The following is a 21,968-nucleotide window of genomic DNA, read 5'->3' on the forward strand; positions in this document are numbered from 1 at the left end:
GAAAAAACGACCTAACTATCGAAAAAATAAACCCCGCTTAAAAAAGCAGGGTTTATCATCAATCTGAAAGGCACCTTAGGGTGCCTTTTTTCATGGTAAGTCACTTAAATAGTGCGCAAGGTGAATGTTAAGTTAGCAACGAAAGGTGCTGTGGGTTTCTATAAAATAGCATTTAATTTCAGATGGTTATCTCAATACATGCTGAATTAATTCATCTGCTATTGATCTCATTGCTGTAGAGCAAGGATTGGTATGCATAAGTGTACGCAAGCCATAAATTCCCATGACGAGAAATTGTGCTCGAGTCTTTGCGTCAGGATTTGTAGAAAGCTGTTGGTTGTCAATTGCGCTTTGTAATTGGGTTTGCAGCGCCAACTCAAATTGGTTCAAATTGCCTGACAAAACGCGGCATACTTCATCGTCCTGACCTTCAATTTCGGTGAGTGTTTTAGTTAACAGGCATACTTGGGCACTTTCATCTTCGCCACACTGTAAAATGGTTTTTGAGATAAAGGCATGTAGCGCGTCGTTAATATTGTCATATTGCGCGAATAGCTCTGCCATTTGCGTACGTTTGTCCGCTTGGTATTGTTCAACTGCAGCGAGCAGTAAGCCTTTTTTATTCTGAAACGCGCAATAAATTGAGCCTGGGTGTAACCCGGTGGCTTCGGTCAACTTTTGCATACTGGTTTTACTGTAGCCAAACTGCATAAAAGTTTGCATTGCTTGTCGAAGCACAAAAGTCTTGTCGAATTCAGCTGTTCTCATTCGTTTACCGTATCAGTTTGTCTAACTCTAATCATAACCAAAGTTGATTAGTTATTCAAAAAAAGAACTTGAACGACCATTCAAATTGCATTATCTTGAACAAATATTCAAATAAGAGGCAAGACCTATGACTGCAACGCTATTTCAAGCTGTAGCACTTAATGACAGTATTACTTTAGAAAATCGTATTTTAATGGCACCGCTGACACGTTGTATGGCGGATGACAACCTAGTACCAACCGACGCGATGGCCGCTTACTACGCAAAACGTGCTGGAGCGGGTCTTATCATCAGTGAAGCGACCATTATTCGCCCAGATGGGCAAGGGTATCCAAATACGCCGGGCTTATTCACTAGCGCGCAAATTCAAGGGTGGCGTAAGGTAACTGATGCAGTGCATGCAGAGGGTGGCAAAATATTCGCTCAGCTTTGGCACGTGGGTCGAGTTGCGCATCCACATTTCTTTGGCGGTGAGGTGTTAGCCCCATCGGCAATAGGGGTTGAGGGTACAGTGCCAAGAATGCGTGATTTACATTATGTGACGCCAAAAGCGGCCAGCCTAGACGAAGTTCAGCAACTAGTGAAGGATTATGCCAAAGCCGCAGAAAATGCCATTGAAGCAGGCTTTGATGGGGTTGAGATCCACGGCGCAAATGGTTATCTCATTGATCAATTCCTACACTATGCCGCAAATCAGCGCGAGGATAGCTATGGTGGTTCACCAGAAAATATGGCTCGGTTTGCGCTTGAAGTGACTGATGCAATTATTGACGCGATAGGTCATGAGCGAGTAGCACTGAGGCTCTCTCCCGGGGCGTATTTTAATATGGAACAAGACGCGCGCGACAGAGCTGTGTTCGACTATTTACTACAGGCATTACAAAGTCGCCAGTTAGCCTACTTACATGTGGGCATATTTGATGATGAGATGAGGTTTGATTATCTTGGCGGTAGAGTATCTGACTATATGCGTGCACATTACCAAGGTACGTTAGTCGGAGTGGGCGGTTTTACGCCTGATTCTGCAGTGCAAGCGATTGATAGCGGACGGTTCGACCTTGTTGCTATCGGTAGACCATTTATTGCCAACGCAGATTACGTGAGTAAAGTGAGAAATGCCGAGCCACTAGTTAGCTATGATGATTCGATGTTGGCAACACTCTAATTTTACGTAAAATTTGTTGCGGCCAGACCCACACCATCACTATACTGCGATTAAGAGGTGGTAAATGCCACCATCGCAACGGTGTGGGTTGGTAATTGTGAATTCATCATGGTCCCTCCATTTATCTAGTACGCTTTCTCGCGTATTACAAAGTCGCTTTTTGTTGTCGCTACGAGAAGCGTTTATTGCCCTAATTCCTTATTTTGTCAGTAGCGCAATTGCGATTTTAGTCCTAAATGTGATCCGTTCGTTAGCTATACTAGAACACGGCTCAGCGCTCGAGTTGGTGTTAGTGCAGGGCGCAGAGCTAATCTTGTTATTATTCCCGCTCATGGTTAGCCTTTCTATCGGCTTTTATCTTTCCCGCAATTATGGACAAAGTGGCGTCGTGGGTGGCATGTTGGCACTATTGTGCTTTGTGGTCCATGGCGGCTTTATCGCGTTACAAGGTACTCACTACGCTATTGAGTACAAAGGTGCCAGTGCTTATGCCATTATTATTCCTATAATCAGTAGTTTACTATTGGCTGGACTGGTTAACGTATTGCCGAAATTCCCGTTTTGGCTGCGTGAAGTGAGCGGATTCCTAAAAGACAAGTTACAAATTTTATTGCCGTTCACTTGTGTATTCTTCAGTTTTTACGCCATAGAACCAATACTTGCGCTACTTGGTCAAGAAATTATGTTGGTCATTACGCCCGATAGTGAAACTTGGAGCGTAGTTGAGTTGACTATGCAGCGTATGTTTTTAAGTCATGGTGCGTGGTTTTTTGGTGTGCACGGTGACAATACTTATAACCTGCTGTTTGATAGCACATTTTTAGAAGCAGAAATTCTACCCGGACTCACAAGTAAAGCTTTTTATGATACTTTTGTGTTAGTCGGTGGGACTGGTTGCTTCGTAGGATTGACGGTGGCGGCATTTCTCTTGCCAAAGAAAAGCCATGAGCTGCAAATTGCTAAGCTTTCTTTACCTTTCACGCTGTTTAATTTTTGCGAGATTTTGCTGTTTGCTTTACCTATTTTTTTAAATCCACTGCTGTTCATCCCTTTTATCCTAGCTCCTGCATTTAATTTCTTAGTGTCCTACAGTTTATTGAGTACAGGTATTGTGCCTTATGCAGGTGGAGAGATCAGCTGGATGACGCCAGTGTTGATCAACGGTTGGCTGATTGGCCAAAGCTGGCAGGCAGTTGCCTTGCAGCTCTGCCTTATTGCGTGTAATGCCTTGTTTTACTACCCTTTTTTGCGTTGGCAACAGCAAAAGGTAAACTATCAAGGCTCTATCCAACAACTGGCGGAAAAACTGACGTTACAAGAAGCGCTTGAGCATGGCAATGAGAAGGATTTTGCGAGGGCTTTGAGTGAAAAGCAAAAGGATACAAAAAGTATCGCCAAAACCTTGGAAATGTTGGCTGAAGGGGAGATGCTACTTTATTACCAACCCCAAATGTGTGTTAAGTCAGGAAAGTTGGCAGGTTTTGAGGCACTGTTACGGTTGCAAAAGGCCAACGGTGAAATTATTCCACCTTATTTTCTTGATATTCTCTCGTCGCATCAGCAAGCGATTTTAATTGACCGTTGGGTGATAAACCGAGTGATCCACGATTTACACCAGTTTGCAGACAAAGGACTGAGGCCAGTATTGAGTATCAATCTTAACCCGACCAGCTTACGTAAAGCCGACATAGTTAACCTCATTTGTGATAAAGCAAAACCTTTTGCTGATCAATTGAAAATTGAAATTGTTGAGTCCAGCTATTTGGCAGATAAAACGGCGGTTAATCTACATATCAAACAGTTGGCTGCACATCATGTAGCGACTGTGCTTGACGATTTCGGTACTGGTTATTCTAGTTTGTCGATGTTGTCCGAATTGCCGATGAATCATGTTAAACTCGACAAACATTTTTTAGACCGTTGTGCTACAGAGCAAGGTAAGCGACTCTATAGTAACGTGGTTCAGCTACTGCACAATATGGACTACCAGCTTGTGGCAGAAGGGGTTGAGCGTGCAGAGCAATTGCAATTTATTGCAGAACTTGGCATTGCTCAAGTTCAGGGGTGGTACTTTGCCAAAGCGCTGCCTTTGCTACAGGCAATAGAATTTAGCCTGAATAATGCAGAAGTAATGCGAGATTCAGCGTCTAGTTAGGTAGCTGTGGTAATAATGACGGATTTCCTTGGCAAACGTGCAAATTGTTGTGCCTTGATATAGTTTAATGAAAGAGAATATAGGCTAGTTTTGGTAGATAAACTGGTCTGTTGCGTAGGAAAATCATGCAAGAAGAATTACTTAATTCGGTAATTAAGATCACCAAAACGCGCGATATTGATTCGCTGGAATACAGTCTCATTTCGACTATCCAAGAATTTATCGGTTGTCAGGAAATATCCGTTTATAAAGATCTACAAGTCCCTGGGGAACTTGCCGTCGAGCGCAGCTTATCACTGAAATCGCTGGCAAAAAGAGAATATGATTGGGGTGAACGGATCTTAGTGAAAGAGCCACCTGCGGAACTGATTAGTTGCTTGCAATCGGCTTGTACTATCACAGTACAATCCAGTGATGGATTAGAAAAGCGTTGGGTGCCGATTAATTTGCACGACAAACCAGTTGGTTCAATAGCTATAGTCAGTAAAGGTTTAAAGAGCAGCGATCAAGTACTGTTAAACGCATTTTGTCGCATCTTCGAAAATTACCTGACCATTCTACACGAGAATGAACGTGACAAGCTGACAGGGCTACTTAACCGCCAAACGTTTGAAGTGAAGCTCAAGCAATTAATTGAAAAGCAAGTGCTTAAGCAGCACAGAGTGACGCGCAATAGCAGTGATGAAAATCGCTCTAAGCAGCCCGGCGCTTGTTCTTGGTTAGCGATTATGGATATCGACTTCTTTAAAGCGGTTAATGACAACTATGGTCATGTTTGTGGTGATGAAGTGCTGTTATTACTAGCACAAAAAATGCGTCAGTTCTTCCGCGCCACCGATTTGCTATTCCGTTTTGGTGGTGAAGAGTTTGTGTTGGTGTTTGAGCCTACCAGCTATGAATCAATTAAGAAAAAAATGAACGAATTTATGGAATTGGTGCGTACTACCCATTTCCCATTTGTGAAAAAGCTAACTGTGAGTGTTGGCATGTCCAAGATAAGCCCATACGATTTTCCCATTACTGTACTGGAAAATGCCGATAAAGCGCTGTATTACGCTAAAGAGCATGGTCGCGATCAGCTGTGGTTTTACGATGATTTGGTTGCGGGGTCGCTTATTCAGACAAATTGCGAACAATCAGACATCGATTTATTCTAAAACCGCTATAAATTGCTTACACTGTTTGCAGCACAAATAAAACCGCTTGGCAGACAGTATGTTGCGTATAATTCAGTCGAATCGAATGGAAAACTTGCAAGCGCATTTAAATGCGCTTTTGCAGGTTGCACCGCTTGATAATCCCTTTAGCAAAGAAGTCGTCTTAGTTCAGTCGCCCGGTATGTCACAATGGCTAAAAATAGGCCTATGTGAGGCGCTTGGGATTGCGGCGCAAGTCGACTTTCCTCTGCCATCCAGTTTTATTTGGGGACTATACCAAAAACTCTTGCCAGATGTGCCCGCAGAATCAGCCTTCAATAAACCAAATATGGCTTGGAAGCTCTACAATTTGCTACCAGACTGTATTGCACAACCGCAATATGAGGCATTGCAAAACTATCTTAATGATGATGTCGATGGTGTTAAGCGCTTTTTGCTGTGTGAGAAAATCGCTGACGTTTTTGACCAATATTTAATGTATCGCCCAGCGTGGCTAAGCCTTTGGCAAGCCGGACAGGACACACTTCCTGACGTTGATATCAGTTTAGCGCCATGGCAGCCGGACCTTTGGCGGCGTTTAATAGTGTATACCGAGCAGCTTGGACAAAGCCATTATCATCGTGCCAACATGCACGAATTGCTGTTGGCGGCACTGAGCGCGGACAAAGTCATAGAATTGCCAGAGCGGATCACCCTCTTTGGGATCTCAGCCTTACCGCCAAGCCAATTGCAAATTTTTACAGCGCTCGCAACCCGATGCGAAGTGCTACTGTATTTGTTTAACCCATCAGAACATTATTGGGGTGACGTAGTCGATGAAAAGCTGCGCGCCAAGTTGCTGGCGCGTTATACCAAAGCCCCAGTGCTCAATGCCTTGGCAGGACAGCATTTGCAAGTTGGCAATCCGCTCTTGTCGTCGTGGGGGAAATTGGGGCGTGACTATCTTGAGCAGTTAGTGCAGCTAGATGCGCAGTGGCTAGATTATTTTGCCACTGACTTTGACAACAACTTATTACAAACTGTGCAACGCGAGATTTACGATTTGGCATTTAAGGGTGAAAGCCAAGTTGATGATAGTCATTGGTATGTGAATGACGTAGGACGCTTTGCCCTAGCCGATGAAGACCAAAGCATACGTTTTCAGGACTGCCATACCGCGTTACGTGAAGTAGAATGCCTGCATGATTACTTACTCGACTGTTTGCATCAAGATCCAAGTTTAACTCCGAAAGACATCATAGTTATGATGCCTGATGTCGGTCAGTACAGCCCTTATATTGAGGCGGTGTTTGGTGGCGCGCGTGGCAATCGCCAACTGCCTTACGCCATTGCCGACCTTGCCATCGCACAAGAAAGGCCAATCTTACAATCCTTTGTAAGCTTAGTTAATTTACCTTTTAGTCGTTTTCAGCGCTCGGATGTGCTCGACTTGCTTGCTGTGGATGCCATTGCCAGTCGTTTTGAGCTGAGTTCAGATGAATTTGCGCAGCTCAATTATTGGCTTGATCGAGCGTCGGTTAAATGGGGCATAGATGGTGAACATAAGCAGGAATATCAGCTCCCCACAATAGCACTCAACACTTGGTGGCAGGGCCTGAACAAATTGTTGTTAGGGGTGGCACTGGCCGATGAAAGCATCGCTTACAATGGCTTATATCCACTGGATGAAGTGGAAGGCATGGCAAGTGCGACACTGAGTAAACTAATTGCCTTTATCGGTCAACTCATTGCCTTTAAAGCCCAGCTGGCTAAACCAGATACGCTCCGTAATAAAGCCAGTTTACTAAGAACATTGCAGCAGGCATTTTACGATGCAGAGCATGAAGATAGCTGGGACTTAATGCAAATTCAGCAAGTGATTGATGAGTTAGAAAAGCATTATGACAATGGCGACAATTGCGCTCCCATCGCAGCCAAAACCTTGGCTTATTTGGTCGAACAAGGATTAAAAGAAAAAGGCGTAGGGCAACGTTTTTTAGTTGGTAGCGTCAATTTTTGTACCTTAATGCCGATGCGGGCGGTGCCATTTAAAGTGGTGTGTCTGCTCGGGATGAACGACAGCGACTACCCACGCCAAGTGCAGCCACTAGGCTTTGACTTGGTTGCCAGTAGTATCCGGCAAAAAGGTGACCGTTCACGTAAACTTGATGATAGATATTTATTTTTGGAAGCGCTACTCAGCGCCCGTAAGCGTTTTTATCTCAGTTATATTGGTCGCTCGTGTTTTAACAATGAGCCGCAAGTGCCATCCGTGCTAGTGAGTGAGTTGGTGGAATACATTGACCGTGTGTTCTACTTACCAACCAATCCTGCACAACGTCCAAGCCACAGTTTAACTTGGCAAGCGCCGCTGCAACCATTTGACAACAAGCATTATCAAGCAGGGCCTTGGCATAGTTTTAACCCCATTTGGCATTGGCAGTTAGCACCGCAAGTTGCCACTGAAGAGCGTTCTGCCTTACCCGTTGAATTGCCGAGCGAGTTAGAGATAAGCCAATGGTTACGGGGAGTGCTTGCTCCACAAGCGCTCTATTACCAAGCAACGCTTGGGGTCAAACTACAACCTATTGCCCAGCAAAGTGATGACGATGAACCCTTTGCGCTCGATGCACTAGACCGCTACCAGTACTTACAGCAGTTGCTTGACAATGATTTAGCCGCACACCCTATAAACCCAGCGCAGTGGTTGCAGCAAGGGCGTTTAGGGCAATCCCAAGTTGGGGTGATCCAACTGGCAACAATGCAGCAAAGAGTGGCTGCAATGGCGTCTATAATAAAACCGTTTATAGCTGAGCCGCAGGCGCCACTTGAAGTGCGGCTGCAAATTGGCGGCACCACTTTAGTTGGCTGGCTAGATAAGCTTTATGGTCGTCATCAAGTGTTCTATCGTAGCGCCAGTGTGAAAGCAAAAGACTTGATCCGTGGTTTTATCTACCACTGCCTTGCTGGGGTGGTTGCAGAGCCAGTCACCACTTTAGTGATTGGGCTTGATTCGCGGTTTGAATTTGCAGCACTGGATAAGGCAACCTGTCAGCATTATTTATCAACTTGGTTGACGTTTTATCACCAAGCGCTCAGCGCACCGCAACCATTTTTCGCAAATTCAAGCTATGAGTATGCTAAAACCCAAGACTTACAAAAGGCGCAGCTGAAATTTGAAGGTGGTCAATACATTGGCCTAGGTGATAGTGAAGACCCTTATGTGGCGCTGTGTTTTAAAGAGTTTAGCGAGTTTTCTGAACCGTTTATGGCGCAAAGTGAGCTGCTTTTAACGGATCTGGTTAGACTCGCAACGGAGATCCCCCATGCAGATACTTGACGCGAAAACCATGCCACTGGTTGGCGAGGCTTTGATTGAGGCTAGCGCAGGAACAGGGAAAACCTACACCATTTCAGGTTTGTATTTACGTTACTTGCTTGGTTTATATGGTCAAGATAATGCAAGCCCAGCGCTTGCCGTAGAGCAAATTCTGGTGGTCACTTTTACTGAGGCGGCTACCCAGGAGATCAAAGACAGGGTTCGTAAACGCATTGTGTTGGCACGAGATGCCTTGCTTGGCGAGCCTTGTTCGGACGATTTAGTTAATTCCGTACTCAGCACAGTGAGCGACACTCAGCAGGCGTTTTTATACCTTGATGCGGCAGCAAAAAGCATGGATGAAGCCGCCATTTTTACTATCCATGGTTTTTGTCAGCGCATGCTGAAACAACATGCCTTCGAATCAAACTTAGCATTTAACCAAACATTTGTGTTGGATCAGCAGCAGTTGTTACTGACCGCAGTGCGAGATCATTGGCGGCGCTTTGTTTATCCTTTGGATTTAGAGCATACCGAGTTGGTGTTGGCGCAGTTTGCGACCCCAGAAAAGCTGTTAAAAGCGCTACAGCCTTTGTTGCATAACCGTAATGCTGAGCTTGAACCTAAAGTTGAGCTCACCGCAGTGTTGGCCGCGCGCACTCGTTATCGCGACGAAGCAGCGCAATTTAAACAAGCATTACTCAGCAGCGATTTTATCGCAGCCATAAGCAGCTCAGATATTAATGGCAACAGTGCGCCAAAACGTAAAGCCAATTTGGCGGCATTGCAGGAATATTGTGAAAGTGAGCAATGGTTTTTTGAGTTTGGCAGTGCAGGTCATTCCTTTGCTACTTGGTCTTCATCGGCACTAGCTGAGCCGAGTATTTATAAGAAGAACGGTCAACCATTTAGTCATGCTTTGCTGGTGGAGTTTGACCGTTTTGCGGCACTGCATGATTGTGTCACCAAAAAACTTCCGTTAGCGCTATTACAGCAAGCTAAGCAAGAGGTGCTAACGCTGCTGCAAACCCATAAACAGCAATACGCAATTTTAACTCCTGACGATTTGCTTGAGCAGTTCCTAGCGGCGTTAAGCGCATCGCCGCAAGGGGCGTTGAGCGAGAAAATCGCGCAGTGTTACCCCGCGGCGATGATAGATGAGTTTCAGGATACTGATCCCGTGCAATATGGCATTTTTAGCCATATTTATGGCAGCAAAACCGGGGAGGCGCGCGGCCATCTCACTATGATAGGCGACCCAAAGCAAGCAATTTATGGCTTTCGCGGTGCGGATATTTTCACCTACATTCAAGCCAAACAAGCTGTAGCCGAGGCTCATCACTATACGTTAGCGACAAATTATCGCTCTACGGCAGCCGTGGTTGATGCGGTGAACCGCATTTTCAATCAACATACCAACAGCTTTATTTATAACCGTGATATTCCGTTTGTGACTGTTGCGGCTAAAGGTAAGGCGGCAGGAGATGTACTTAAAATAGCCGGTGATGTGCCAGCTGCGCTGCATTTCACTGTATTGATGGATAACGCATTAACCACCCCTAAAAACGCGGCATTGCCACAGCTGGCGGCAATTTTTGCAAGTAAAATTGCCAAACTGCTGAGTGACGCTCAGCAAGGTCAAGCAAGCGTGGCGGGCAGAGCGGTTGCTGCCAGCGATATTTGTGTTTTAGTACGTGACCGCCAGGAAGCCTCAGCCATCAAACTCGCCTTACAAAAAGTAGGGGTGGCGAGTGTGTATTTATCCCGCGACAGTGTTTTTAATCAGCCTATCACGCTTGCCGTGCTGCGGTTTTTACAAGTATTACACGGCCCTTACGATGAAGCAGCGCTGCGCGGGGTATTAGCCGGGCCTTTATTTGCACTGCGAGATGACGAGCTTTTTGCTCTGCAAAGCGATGAGTTACGTGCGCAAGCTTACTTACAACAATTTGCTGACCTACGCCGTAGCTGGGAGCGAGTAGGGGCAATGGCGATGCTCGAGCAGTTGTTGGTGGACAACCGTTTGGCGCAGTTGTGGCAACAGCAAGGGGCGCAAGTTGAGCGCTTGCTGACCGATTACCGTCATTTGGCAGAACTTATTCAACATAAGCAATTAGAGCTTGAAGGCACCGAGCGGGTGCTGCGTTGGTTACACAGTCAAGTGTGTGAACCCGATGGTGAAGGCACGCAATTACGCTTAGAAAGCGACGCTGAGTTGGTGAAAGTGGTTACCATGCACGCCTCAAAAGGGTTGGAATATCCAATCGTGTATTTACCTTTTGCCAGCCAATATCGTGAAGCCAGCAACACGCTGTATCACCGCAGCGGCGAGCTTATCTTAGATTTAGATCCTACAGACGAGAGTCGAGCGGCTGCAGAGCAAGAGCGCCTTGCTGAAGATATTCGCCTGTTGTACGTTGCTTTGACTCGTGCAGTTTATTACTGCGAGCTTGGCATGTTTAATTTGCCACAGGGGCGCAGTAAAAACCGTCTTGGCTTGACGCAAACAGCGATAGGCTATGTGCTCTTTGGTAACCAAGAATTTGCCGCGAAAGAGGATTGGCATGCCGCCCTTGCAGCGCTGTGCGCAAGCGAGCAATTCGGTTTTGAGTTACTCGACCAAGCCGCTCAACATACCTATCAAGGCAAAAGCGTAGAAATAATGCCAACCAGTGTACGACCTGTGACTGCTTATATCGAGCGGCATTGGCGGGCGACCAGTTTTAGCCAGTTAACTTATCATGCCGGGCATGATGAACGACCAGCTGGTGCGGTCGATGAAAACCACTTGCTTGATTTACCTATGACCGCGGCCAACACGCAGCTCAATAGCTATACCTTTCCAAAAGGGGCAAAGGCGGGCAGTTGTTTACATGAAATTTTCGAACTTATTGATTTTTGCGCCCCTGATGCACCTTTAAGTCAAAATAAACTCAGTCTCCCAGAGGCTGTCACGCAGAGTTTGGAAAAATACCAGCTTGACTCAATTTGGCAGCAACCTGCCCAAGATTGGCTCCACGCTTGTTTACATGCACCGCTGAGTGCTGCATTGCCAGAGCTGAGGTTGGCGGCGCTAAAGCCTGCACAATGTTTGGTTGAAATGGAGTTTCATTTGCCGCTATTGCCACTGCAAGCGACCAAGTTAAATAAACTCCTCACCGAAGTGACAGGGCAGCCATGTCATTTGCAATTTGAGCAAGTACAAGGCTTACTCAAAGGCTTTATTGATCTGCTATTTGAATGGCAAGGCCGTTATTATGTGCTTGATTACAAGTCGAATTACCTCGGTGATAAGCCGAGTGATTACGAGCGCGAAAATCTTGAAGTGGCCATGCAAGCACATCACTACCACTTGCAGTACATACTTTACACGGTTGCACTGCATCGCTTACTGCGAAATCGGCTGAGAGATTATCAACCGGCGACCCACTTAGGCGGGGTCTTTTACTTGTTTTTACGTGCTTTACCTGATGGTATGGGGGTGTATGAGACAAACTTAACCTTGGCACAATTAGACGCTTTTGATGCGCTCTTTTTAGACCCCCAAGCGGAGGCGTTATGAGCCAGTTAGGATTTGATTTTAACGCCCCAGACTTTGATCACAGTGGTTTTATTAAGCGTCTATTGGCGGAAGAAAAGATCCGCTATAGTGATGTGCAACTGGCTAAGTTACTTTGTAATGACACCGACGACGTATTTTATTTGGTGTTATTGCTGCTACGTGCGGAGCAGCAGCAACATACCTGTTTGGACCTGAACAGCCTAATGTGGGAAAACCCATTCCAGCTTAGCGTCATAGATGAAAGCCAGCCTCTGAGCCCATTTATTAGCCGCGAACAGGCTTGTGATAAGTTGCTGCACCACCCTGCAGTTGGGGAGGGCAAGCCACTGCAATGTTTTGCCCACTATTTGTATCTAGCACGCCTTGCCGCTTATGAGGCGTTGTTGGCGCAAAGATTTAGCGCTTTGGCACGACAGCCGATGTTATTGGATGAAGTGCGCTTAAGTGCACTCCTTGATAGTTATTTCCCCGCCACAAACAATGAAATCGACTGGCAAAAAATTGCTTGCGCCATCGCCGCCAGTCGTCGCCTCAGTGTTATTACTGGCGGGCCCGGCACAGGTAAAACCACTACAGTCACTAAACTGCTGGCAATTTTGCAATCACTTTATTTGGCAGCGCCACTGGCGATTAAGCTGGTGGCGCCTACCGGCAAGGCGGCCGCTCGCTTAACCGAGTCTATTAAAGGGGCGAAAGTGAAACTTGGCTTAGCACCTGAGTTAGCCGCCCTTATCCCTGAGCAAGCACAGACGTTACATCGTTTGCTTGGGGTGATCCCACACAGTAATAAGTTTCGGCATGATCAGGGCAACCCGCTGCACTTAGATGTATTGATAGTCGACGAAGCATCTATGGTGGATTTAGCGCTGATGGCTAAGCTAGTGAATGCGCTACCGGAAAACGCACGGTTAATTTTACTGGGTGATAAAGATCAGCTTGCCTCAGTGGATACTGGTAATGTGTTGAGCGATTTATGCGAAACACTACGACTTGGTGAAGTGCCAAGTTATAGCGAAGCACTGCGCGAGCAGCTCAAACGCTGGTGTGATGTGAACTTACCAGCGGCAAAAACGCCTAGTCCTTTAGTTATCGGTGATTGCTTGGCGTTTTTACAAAAGAGCCATCGTTTTGCCAGTAACAGTGGTATAGGTCAACTGGCACTGGCAGTGAATCGTAACGATCTCAATCATTTTGACTGGGTGTGGCAGCAAAACTTTGCTGATCTCAATTGGTACGGGTTAGACCAAACTCAGTATCAAGCTTTAATTGAACGTGCAGTTGATGCGTACAGCCATTATTTACTGGCAATTCAGCAAGGCGCAAGTGCGGCGCAGGTTCACGCGCTATTTGCGCATTTTCGTTTATTAGTCGCAGTGCGAGAAGGGCCTTACGGGCTTGAAGAGCTCAACCGTAAAATCGAACTGGCGTTGATGCAGCGCGGCTTAATTCGCTTAACAAGTCATATCTACGCAGGAATGCCTGTGATGATAAGCCAAAATGATTATCAACTTAAATTGTTTAACGGTGACATAGGCATTTTACTGCCCGATGAGCAAGGTCAGCTCAAAGCGGTATTTATGGATGAAGGAGAAACGCCGCGGTCGATTTATCCCGCGCGATTGCCAAAATACGATGTTGCGTATGTGATGACCATACATAAATCGCAAGGTTCAGAATTTGCGCATACCGCAATCTTATTACCACCGCTACAGCGGGCGCAAATAGGGATTAATCGTCAGTTACTTTACACTGGCATCACGCGAGCTAAACAGCGTTTAGAGCTGGTGGCACAGCCAGAGGTGTTAAAACTGGCAATGCGCAAATCGGTCGCACGCAGCTCAGGGCTCGCCTTAAGGCTGAAGGTCTAATTTCTACATCGGCAGGTGCACAACGAAATTGCCAGTCAGTATATTCCTTCCTGACTGGCATAACGGTTATTGTTTTTGTTGTAAGTAATCAAAAGTCAATTGTGCAAGTGCATTAACGCCTACTGCTAAAGTACTTTCATCAACATAAAAACGCGGCGAGTGATTGCTGGCCGAATCTGCAATTGCGGTGTTAGGTGGCGTCGCACCAAGGAAGAAAAACAGCCCTGGGGTTTCTAATGCATAGTAAGAGAAATCCTCAGCACCCGTTACTAGAGGCACTTCAATGACGTTATCGCGCCCAGCTACGCGTTGCAGGGTTGGCAGCATTTGTGCAGTTAAAGCAGGGTCATTGACGGTGACGGGATAACCGTGGTGAATAGTCACATCGGCTTGTGCACCTTGAGCACTTGCTACAGTGGTTGCAGTAAATGCCAAACGCTCTTTGATGTCGGCACGCATGGCTTGGTCGAAGCTGCGAATGGTACCAATCAGTTTCACTTCATCGGGAATAATGTTAGAGCGTACCCCACCATTCACCGCACCGAAAGAAATGACGGAAGGGGCTTTAGTGACATCGACCTGACGAGAGGCAATGGTTTGAGTTGCCATGATCACTTGCGCTGCGGCAACTATAGGGTCAACGCCGTTCCAAGGTCTTGAACCATGAGTTTGTTTACCGTGTAAGGTAATTTCAAATGAATCAGCACTGGCCATCAAAGAGCCACTACGGTAACCAATTTTGCCGCTGTGCAAACTATTAGACACATGCAAACCGAAAATGGCTTCAGGTTTATGCTTTTTAAACAGACCTTCTTTTAGCATCAGTGCCGCGCCACCTTCTTCGCCTTCAGGTGCGCCCTCTTCAGCAGGCTGAAAGACAAACATCACATCGCCTGTTAACTCAGCACGCATCGCACTCAGCTGGTGAGCCACACCGAGTAAAATCGCCATGTGCGTGTCGTGACCACAGGCGTGCATAACACCAACTTGTTGACCGTTGTAATCGGTGACTTGTTTTGACGCAAAAGGCACATCGACTTGTTCAGTCACTGGTAGCGCATCCATGTCAGCGCGCAGTGCAACCAGCGGGCCGGGTTTAGCGCCTTTCAATATTGCCACTACGCCAGTGTGGGCATGCCCTGAACTCACTTCTAAACCAAGAGTGGAGAGTTGTTCAACTATGTAGGCGCTGGTTTTATATTCGCGGTTACTGAGCTCTGGATATTGGTGAAAATGACGGCGCCAATCTATGACTTGTTGGTTGAGCTTAGCGTCTATTTTGATATCAGTTTGTGCGTTAACGTTGGTGGTCGCAGTTAGTGCTGTGAAGAGCGCGGTACAGAGTAAGGTACGTTTCATCAGGTTTTCCTTTTTCTTTTAACCCTAAACGTTAAGAACACGATTGCAAGAGTGAATGCGGTGAGTGTGAGTGATAATCAGACAAAACAGAGCAATCATTATGTTATAACAAGGTTTCGCTAGGTGAAATAATGAGCTGTTTCAGTGTGAGGTTATTGACAGCAATAAAATAAAGTGATTAAAAGAGTAGAGTATTTACTCACTAAAATAACAAAAAATGAAATCACTCGAGCAACAACTGGTTCAATACGCGCGCTATCATCGCGACAGACGTAATATTCTCACCCATTTTTTTGGTATTCCGCTTATTTTACAAGCCGTTGTCTTATTGCTCTGCAATCCGACTATTACGCTCAATGAGTGGAGCTTTACTCCCGCTCTTATCGCCATTTGTATTACGAGCGCTTACTATTTGCGCCTGAGCTTAGTGCTGGGCGTGTTAATGTTGATGATATTGCTGCTAATGTATGCAGTAAGTGGTTGGCTGATAAGCACATTATTGCCTCTTTTGCCACTCAATCAACTGTGGTTTGGCGCCTTATTATTTGCATTTGGTTGGGTGCTACAGTTTATTGGCCACCATTTTGAGGGCAAAAAGCCCGCTTTTGTTGATGACTTGATAGGCTTAGTGATAGGACCATTATTTGTGTTAGTTGAACTATTGTTTTTGTTGGGATTTTTTAAACAATTGGAAGCCCAGATCATTCTGGAAGCAGGTGACTATCGTAACTGAGATTGGCTAGATTAGCGCTAGGAAATAAGTGCCAGGGTAGAGACGCCGCTGGCACTTAGAGGTTAAAAAGTCATGCGAGTTTCTAAATTTGAGCCTTTCATTATGGTCAAATTCTGACAATTAAGACGAATTTTACCAAAGTAGCTTTCCAATAAAAAACTCAGATCCGGTGCGCCTTGCTCAGTTAAGTCGGCCAGCTGTTTACGTGCACGGTGTAGCATAATATTCATATGATTCATTTGAATACCAAGCGATTTTGCTAAATCTTCACGGTATTGCCAACCTTGTTGGTTTAGCTCCAAGCCATTATGTTTGTCTTCAATGCGGATGCGGGCTAACAGTAGTAGTAAATAATGATGGCTACGCGTGCCTAAATCGTACTCTTTGGCGTCTAAGGTAACGATAAGTTGGGTATTTTCTTCGTCCTGACTGACACTAAATTGCAGCGTACAAGGTGCTACTTGTTCTGGTTGCAACATCTCTTCGGTCGGTTTGCTGGCATTTGAAGCGTAAAACAACCATTGCTCACCAAACAAACTGATCAAAGCACCGTCAAATAAGGCTTGGCGGTCGCTGTTGGTGAGGTTTTCGATAAACCAGTAGTTCATGATTTTATCAAAAAACAAAATGTATTCTGGGTTATTTTCATCTGGCAATAGCAATTGGTCGCTGACATTGATGACCTGCTTCTTTAGCCCTTGCGAGATCAAAAAGCGACTATGCTCATCTAGATTGGCTACGACAAAGGAGTTTTCGCCAGGAGCTGCAAAATCAATTTTATCGTTTATCGACAGCTCGTATGGCAAGTTTTTATCCAGTTTACGGTCGTTTAGCCATACGCCATTGGTGCTAAGATCGCGGATCTGCCACTTGTGGTCATTGAGCTCTATCACGGCGTGATGACGAGAGACAGTCGGTGCCTCCAATACCGTGTCGACACTCATTTTTTGCCGACCTATGGTGTGGTAGCTTTTTAAGTAAATTTTTTCGAGTTTTTGTTCGTCTATTAAATAGGCCATTTGCTTTCCTCATTGTCGTGTGCGAACAACGAAATGAACTTCCATGTCAATTAGATACTGCACTATCCAAATCTTACGTGCTGATTATCCGCAATTAAACCACCGCTTGCTAGCGGGTCAAGATCTGGCATTTATGCCAACTATGTTAATGTAATTCACTAAAAATTTCGATTACATCATCTTACAGCTCTAAAATTGAATCAACGACTTGCACAGTACAAAGTGATGTTCCATAGTTAAAATGGGACGTCAGCAAATGCCCCGCATTTTTCTCTTCTTCGCAGTCTAACTGCGCTTCTGCTCTGTAGCTAAGGGGTTTTGTTATGGGTGAATATCGTGCACTTAAAACCGTGATGCTTGAAGACGTATTTAAGTTTTGTAATAACTACGACTCCGAACCGCTCACATTATCTAGTTCCGCGTTAAAAGTAGTAACTGATTTTACACGGCGCCTTCCTCAGGTCATCGCTAAAGATGTCGATATCGACCATGCGCTGTTTATGATGGTGAACGGGCACGTGCGCTCAAAATTAGTGGTCGACCATGATGATACTTTTCTTGGTATTGTCACGGCCAAAGATCTGACTGGGCGCATGGTGCTATCTATCGCCCAAAAGAAAAACCTCACCCGCAATGATCTTACCGTTGAAGATGTAATGACCTCAAGACGCGAGCTACATGCAATGCCTTACAAAATGGTCGAGGGGGCAAAAATTGGTGATATTGTTGAAACCCTCAAGGATTTAGGTCATCAGCATGTTTTATTGGTAGATCAAAATGGTTTGCTAAGAGGGATGATCTCCGCTAGTGATATAGCCAGAGCGTTACATATGCCAATGCATATTTTGGAAAAGGCGCGTTCATTTCAAGCGATTTTTAGTATCGTGCACAATCACGATGAACTCAAAGCTTAATAAGATGCGGCGCATTGCGCCGCATCTATGATTGTTTAATTTTTATTGCTGCAAAGTCAGTAGATAATCTAAGCCGCCACAAATCGCCGCTACTTGGCCTGCAATACAGTTTTCTGGCGTTGCAGTTGCGCTATCTGGGTAAACTTCAGTTGTTGTGACGTACGGCGCGTTAGTTGCGCCCATACACAAACCGAGTTTTCCAGCATCATAGTTGATCACACCAAATTGTTCTAAAGGTACACCAATCAAGCAATGGTTTTCATCCGCTGGGGCAATATGTGTCACTTTAGCAACCGCAGCGATAATCGCGTGTTGGAATTGTGGTTGAGGTTTTTCACTGTGGCCCACCAAATAGAAGCCGTCAGGAATATTCCAGTTATGATTCTCTTTGCCATCGCGTGCTGCTAAGGCTGGGCGAAACTCTGAGTTATCAGTGTCGGTGGTTTCATGCAAATCAATGTGCATCACGAACTGCCACTGTTTATTTGCCAAGGTTTGTAAAAACTGTGCTGCTTCAGGTGCTGGGCTTTGCGGGTAAAACGAACGATTGGGATCAAGCGCGGCGGGGTTCCAACGATTAATCGTTTCATAGCCCCACGGGCTTAGGCATGGAAATACCACAATATTAAAGTTGTCTTCGTAACGACTCGCGTGGTGCTGTAAAAATGCTAAAGCACCATGAATTCCGCTAGTCTCGTAGCCGTGTACACCACCTGTGACTAAAATCGCAGGCTTATCGCTGTGCCAGTTTTTACTGAAGGCAACATAAAGAGGATAGTTCTGCTGGTAACTGAGCTCGCCATATTGCTCAATGCAAAACTGCTCACTGAGTGCCAAAAGTGGTTCAACGACTTGTTGTTGGTAGCTGCGGTGCAAAATTTGTGCTTTGTGCCACTGTGTTTTGTGCTCTGTGGTCCACGGTTGTCCTGCAATGCCGATTGGATAGCTTGATGTCATAGTTCGAAAAAGTAATAACTTCAGGTGCTCACCATGCTAAGAGGGAACAGACCTCTTAGCAAGTGATGTTGCGAGAATAACGATGGAGTGCAATTTGCTTGGGTTAAATGGGATAACCAAACTCGCGTAGTTGTTCTTGTTGACTGTGATTTGGTTTAAATGCGAATAGGATTAACGTGCTTTCGGTCATTTTGATACGGGTGACTTTAATGCCACAAATACTGCGCACCTGCAAAGACACAATTTGCTCTGCAACTATGTAACGGCGACGGCCAAAAATATTGACGTAATACAGGCCTTGTTTACAAAATACCGCTTTGCATTGTCCAGCAATTGACAAGCTCAAGTTAAAGATACAAAAGCATACAATTAGCACGGAAATCACCATTTGAATGCTATAGGCAAAATCAATATGCATGGTATTAAAGACTAGGCCCAATCCCCATACAAGCGCTGCGCTTAGGAATAAAAACAGGTAAAACGCCGTGTTGATTTGTAACTTTAGCTCTCTCATTCTTAATCGTCCTTTCTTCGTAGTTCTCGACTTTTTTGAAGATAAGGCAATAAAATGGAGGAATTATGGAGGTAATAATGTTTTGCTATTTAACTGCTAAAGTTCGCCAGTTTGCAATGCTGCTATTAAAAAAACCGCATTCTCGATATGCATTTTCAATAAAACCAGACTCTCTCAATTGTTGCAACCCTCGCTGCAATGCTGCAAATGTTTCAGGGCCTAGTGGATGTATTTTTGACACTATAAAATGGCGGCTGTCTGCTAGCGCGACTTTTAAGTCAGAAATAGCCACAATATGGTAGCCAGTACCTTGATATTGAAATGGCTGCTGATTGGTAAAAGATACCAACATGACATCAACCCAACCTCGACTCACCATTTTGGCCATGGCAATCCAATCTGATTCGTCGATTAACTGTTTTGGGTTGAGCGCGGTTAAGGTCTTCCAGTCCGCATACCACGCGCTGCTAGACACGACGGAAACCTCACTCAGGTCATATTTTATCTTGGCTGCTATAGCTTGACTGAGGTGAGGCGCTGTAAATACCCCAGAAAAATATTCACCTTGGCGAATAATCGGGTCGGAAATATACACAGCATGGTCATATTGTTTTGCTTCTTCAAGCCATATGGTGTCAAAACTTATCAATAAATGCCCATCAGTTAGCAATTTTATATTGCGCGCATCAAAGTTACCAAGTTCATACTCAAAGGTCAGTTGGCTGCCACCTAAACTTAATGCCCGTTGTACTAAGATAAAATCGACCACATCACGCTGACAATGCGCTTGGGTAAAATGTTCGATAGTACTGGGCGTTTTATCTGCGAGTATTGCTTGCGCATATTCATAAATGTCTTTTTCGACAGTAATAGTTACAGGGTTACTGAGTGCTTGCGCCAAGCTAAAACTCATACACAAACTAATACTGATGACGAATCGCATGATGACCTCGAAAAATAATCCCTAATTAAGTCTAGCTGTTAGCGGATTTGGCGCCAGTTCTGAAGATAAAGTCTAAAAATTGGGATTAGGCAAGATGAAAAAATATCATCCACTTGGTTTATTTTTGCTCAGCAAAAAAGCTGCTATAACCAAACATTAACAGTTTGCTCTGTGGCGAAAATGTCGCTTAAGTTGTGCGAGAAACGTTATCATCAAAGCATAAAGGAAATAAAAAATGAAATTTGAACAGCTACTAAATCACTTTGATATGGGGATCAGCATTGAGCAGTTGCAAAAAGAGTCACTGCTCGACATTGCCTTACTCTTTATGGCTGTTGATGGCATGATCACGATTAAAGAGGAGCGGGTAGTTAGACGTTTTGCTGAATCGCTAGATTGGCATTCAGTGATTTCTTTAAATGATTACATTACCGATATGAAAGGTAAATGTATTCTTGCCGTGCAATCAGGTGAAGTTGAGTCCTTTATTCAACACCGTATGAAGCACATAGTGGATGCGCCAATGCGTGAACTGGCTGTTAAACTTGCAGAGCAAGTGGTCGGTGCGGATGGCAAATTACATGATAAAGAGCAACAAGCGTTAATTTTATTGGAAAGTGAGCTGTCCTAAGCACCATACAGTTGCGCCAATGCCGTGTCTAAGGTCGGGTATCTAAACTGGAATCCAGCTTGTTGTAATCGCAGCGGAATAACAGCCTGACCAAAGATAAGCAAGTCTGCCATTTCACCAAACAGCAGCTTCAGTAGCCAAGCGGGAGTGGTAAACCAGCAAGGCCTTGCCAGTGTAGCGGCGAGGGTTTGACTAAAAGCGAGGTTGTTTACCGGATTTGGCGCAGTGAGATTGTAGACGCCACTACAATTTTCGTTAGTGAGTAAAAACACGATGGCGTTGACCATATCGTCGATATGGATCCATGACATTATGTGTTCGCCATCCGAGATTTTACCCCCAAGGCCAAACTGAAATTGGGGTTTGAGTTTGGCCATTGCCCCACCTTGCTTGCTAAGCACAATGCCAGTGCGCAAAATACAAACTCTAGTGCTGGGATCAATTGTATGGGTAGCGTTTTCCCAATCACGGCAAAGTTGATGAGAAAATTCGTCATGAAAATCTCCGAATGACTCATCAATCAGAAGGTTACTGGGTTGTCTACCATAGTAGCCAATTGCGCTGCCTGAGATCATCACTTCAGGTTTACGTGTCGCAGCTTTAATCTTCAAGCTGATAGTACGAGTTAAGGTGACTCGGCTTGAGTAAATGCGCTGTTTTTGGCTCTGAGTCCAGCGACGCTCTGCAATTGGTTCACCAGCGAGATTAATAATGGCGTCAAGGGTATTGAAATCCACGCTTTCTAATGAAGAGATCACTGTGGTATTGGCTGGCAAGCAGCTGCGCGCTTTCTTCGCATCGCGACTAAGCGCAACTAAATTGTGATCTTGAAGAACATGGCACAAAGCACGACCAATGAGTCCAGTGGCACCTGTAATTAAAATTTTCATTTTTTGCCTCACCGTGAAATGATAGTGACGTATCC

At 45.2% G+C, this 21,968-nt stretch carries 16 protein-coding genes; 9 read left to right on the plus strand and 7 right to left on the minus strand.

Going from position 1 to position 21,968, the window contains the following annotated elements; all coding sequences use genetic code 11:
* Nucleotides 1–186: 186 nt before the first annotated feature.
* Nucleotides 187–768 (minus strand): TetR/AcrR family transcriptional regulator, encoded by a 582-nt coding sequence (locus ACFOEE_RS19140; protein WP_377128261.1) that lies wholly within the window; start codon nucleotides 766–768, stop codon nucleotides 187–189.
* 127 nt (nucleotides 769–895) lie between these two features.
* Between ACFOEE_RS19140 and ACFOEE_RS19145 the strand changes: the two genes are divergently transcribed.
* The 6 genes from ACFOEE_RS19145 to recD all read left to right on the plus strand — a co-directional run bounded on the left by ACFOEE_RS19145 (nucleotide 896) and on the right by recD (nucleotide 13,973).
* Nucleotides 896–1,933: an alkene reductase gene (locus ACFOEE_RS19145; RefSeq protein WP_377128264.1), complete on the plus strand. Its 1,038-nt coding sequence runs from the start codon at nucleotides 896–898 to the stop codon at nucleotides 1,931–1,933.
* 97 nt (nucleotides 1,934–2,030) lie between these two features.
* On the plus strand, nucleotides 2,031–4,088 hold the full coding sequence (locus ACFOEE_RS19150; protein WP_377128267.1) for an EAL domain-containing protein: 2,058 nt from the start codon (nucleotides 2,031–2,033) through the stop codon (nucleotides 4,086–4,088).
* Between the two features lie 125 nt (nucleotides 4,089–4,213).
* Nucleotides 4,214–5,245, plus strand: a complete 1,032-nt coding sequence (locus ACFOEE_RS19155; protein WP_377128270.1) for a GGDEF domain-containing protein — start codon at nucleotides 4,214–4,216, stop codon at nucleotides 5,243–5,245.
* A gap of 58 nt (nucleotides 5,246–5,303) precedes the next feature.
* A complete protein-coding gene (gene recC / locus ACFOEE_RS19160) occupies nucleotides 5,304–8,564 on the plus strand; it encodes an exodeoxyribonuclease V subunit gamma (protein WP_377128273.1) in 3,261 nt (1,086 codons plus the stop codon).
* A complete protein-coding gene (gene recB / locus ACFOEE_RS19165) occupies nucleotides 8,551–12,105 on the plus strand; it encodes an exodeoxyribonuclease V subunit beta (protein ID WP_377128276.1) in 3,555 nt (1,184 codons plus the stop codon). Before recC ends, recB begins: the two co-directional genes overlap by 14 nt.
* Nucleotides 12,102–13,973: an exodeoxyribonuclease V subunit alpha gene (recD, locus tag ACFOEE_RS19170; protein ID WP_377128279.1), complete on the plus strand. Its 1,872-nt coding sequence runs from the start codon at nucleotides 12,102–12,104 to the stop codon at nucleotides 13,971–13,973. The genes recB and recD overlap by 4 nt, the downstream gene beginning before the upstream one ends.
* A 66-nt stretch (nucleotides 13,974–14,039) precedes the next feature.
* Here the strand turns inward: recD and ACFOEE_RS19175 are convergent, their stop codons facing one another.
* A complete protein-coding gene (locus ACFOEE_RS19175) occupies nucleotides 14,040–15,332 on the minus strand; it encodes an amidohydrolase (protein WP_377128282.1) in 1,293 nt (430 codons plus the stop codon).
* A gap of 217 nt (nucleotides 15,333–15,549) precedes the next feature.
* Here ACFOEE_RS19175 and ACFOEE_RS19180 point away from each other — a divergent pair, with 217 nt between their 5' ends.
* A complete protein-coding gene (locus ACFOEE_RS19180; RefSeq protein ID WP_377128285.1) occupies nucleotides 15,550–16,065 on the plus strand; it encodes an Mpo1 family 2-hydroxy fatty acid dioxygenase in 516 nt (171 codons plus the stop codon).
* 62 nt (nucleotides 16,066–16,127) lie between these two features.
* On the opposite strand, the gene ACFOEE_RS19185 is transcribed toward ACFOEE_RS19180, so the two are convergent.
* Entirely contained in the window at nucleotides 16,128–17,084 is a 957-nt protein-coding gene (locus ACFOEE_RS19185) for an FHA domain-containing protein (RefSeq protein ID WP_377128288.1), read from the minus strand.
* 323 nt (nucleotides 17,085–17,407) lie between these two features.
* On the opposite strand from ACFOEE_RS19185, the gene ACFOEE_RS19190 reads away from it, so the two are divergent.
* Nucleotides 17,408–17,998 (plus strand): CBS domain-containing protein, encoded by a 591-nt coding sequence (locus ACFOEE_RS19190; RefSeq protein ID WP_377128290.1) that lies wholly within the window; start codon nucleotides 17,408–17,410, stop codon nucleotides 17,996–17,998.
* A gap of 42 nt (nucleotides 17,999–18,040) precedes the next feature.
* Here the strand turns inward: ACFOEE_RS19190 and ACFOEE_RS19195 are convergent, their stop codons facing one another.
* From ACFOEE_RS19195 to ACFOEE_RS19205, 3 genes are all read right to left on the minus strand, one after another.
* A complete protein-coding gene (locus ACFOEE_RS19195; RefSeq protein ID WP_377128293.1) occupies nucleotides 18,041–18,955 on the minus strand; it encodes a M14 family metallopeptidase in 915 nt (304 codons plus the stop codon).
* Between the two features lie 103 nt (nucleotides 18,956–19,058).
* Nucleotides 19,059–19,469, minus strand: a complete 411-nt coding sequence (locus tag ACFOEE_RS19200; RefSeq protein ID WP_377128296.1) for a hypothetical protein — start codon at nucleotides 19,467–19,469, stop codon at nucleotides 19,059–19,061.
* A gap of 85 nt (nucleotides 19,470–19,554) precedes the next feature.
* Nucleotides 19,555–20,412: a hypothetical protein gene (locus ACFOEE_RS19205; protein ID WP_377128299.1), complete on the minus strand. Its 858-nt coding sequence runs from the start codon at nucleotides 20,410–20,412 to the stop codon at nucleotides 19,555–19,557.
* 235 nt (nucleotides 20,413–20,647) lie between these two features.
* On the opposite strand from ACFOEE_RS19205, the gene ACFOEE_RS19210 reads away from it, so the two are divergent.
* Nucleotides 20,648–21,043 carry a hypothetical protein gene (locus ACFOEE_RS19210; RefSeq protein WP_377128302.1) on the plus strand — a complete coding sequence of 132 codons (396 nt, stop codon included), beginning with the start codon at nucleotides 20,648–20,650 and terminating at the stop codon, nucleotides 21,041–21,043.
* Here ACFOEE_RS19210 and ACFOEE_RS19215 read toward each other — a convergent pair.
* A complete protein-coding gene (locus ACFOEE_RS19215; RefSeq protein WP_377128305.1) occupies nucleotides 21,040–21,933 on the minus strand; it encodes a TIGR01777 family oxidoreductase in 894 nt (297 codons plus the stop codon). The two genes, ACFOEE_RS19210 and ACFOEE_RS19215, sit on opposite strands and share 4 nt — an antisense overlap.
* Between the last annotated feature and the right edge of the window lie 35 nt (nucleotides 21,934–21,968).

Origin of the sequence: Pseudoalteromonas fenneropenaei (assembly GCF_042643375.1) — a bacterium.
Lineage (GTDB): Bacteria > Pseudomonadota > Gammaproteobacteria > Enterobacterales > Alteromonadaceae > Pseudoalteromonas > Pseudoalteromonas fenneropenaei.

Bases quoted from the DNA above. Each gene is read 5' to 3' on its own strand.
- ACFOEE_RS19140 (WP_377128261.1), bottom strand. From the start codon at position 768: ATGAGAACAGCTGAATTCGACAAGACTTTTGTGCTTCGACAAGCAATG.
- ACFOEE_RS19145 (WP_377128264.1), top strand. From the start codon at position 896: ATGACTGCAACGCTATTTCAAGCTGTAGCACTTAATGACAGTATTACT.
- ACFOEE_RS19155 (WP_377128270.1), top strand. From the start codon at position 4,214: ATGCAAGAAGAATTACTTAATTCGGTAATTAAGATCACCAAAACGCGC.
- recC (WP_377128273.1), top strand. From the start codon at position 5,304: ATGTTGCGTATAATTCAGTCGAATCGAATGGAAAACTTGCAAGCGCAT.
- recB (WP_377128276.1), top strand. From the start codon at position 8,551: ATGCAGATACTTGACGCGAAAACCATGCCACTGGTTGGCGAGGCTTTG.
- recD (WP_377128279.1), top strand. From the start codon at position 12,102: ATGAGCCAGTTAGGATTTGATTTTAACGCCCCAGACTTTGATCACAGT.
- ACFOEE_RS19175 (WP_377128282.1), bottom strand. From the start codon at position 15,332: ATGAAACGTACCTTACTCTGTACCGCGCTCTTCACAGCACTAACTGCG.
- ACFOEE_RS19180 (WP_377128285.1), top strand. From the start codon at position 15,550: ATGAAATCACTCGAGCAACAACTGGTTCAATACGCGCGCTATCATCGC.
- ACFOEE_RS19185 (WP_377128288.1), bottom strand. From the start codon at position 17,084: ATGGCCTATTTAATAGACGAACAAAAACTCGAAAAAATTTACTTAAAA.
- ACFOEE_RS19190 (WP_377128290.1), top strand. From the start codon at position 17,408: ATGGGTGAATATCGTGCACTTAAAACCGTGATGCTTGAAGACGTATTT.
- ACFOEE_RS19195 (WP_377128293.1), bottom strand. From the start codon at position 18,955: ATGACATCAAGCTATCCAATCGGCATTGCAGGACAACCGTGGACCACA.
- ACFOEE_RS19200 (WP_377128296.1), bottom strand. From the start codon at position 19,469: ATGAGAGAGCTAAAGTTACAAATCAACACGGCGTTTTACCTGTTTTTA.
- ACFOEE_RS19205 (WP_377128299.1), bottom strand. From the start codon at position 20,412: ATGCGATTCGTCATCAGTATTAGTTTGTGTATGAGTTTTAGCTTGGCG.
- ACFOEE_RS19210 (WP_377128302.1), top strand. From the start codon at position 20,648: ATGAAATTTGAACAGCTACTAAATCACTTTGATATGGGGATCAGCATT.
- ACFOEE_RS19215 (WP_377128305.1), bottom strand. From the start codon at position 21,933: ATGAAAATTTTAATTACAGGTGCCACTGGACTCATTGGTCGTGCTTTG.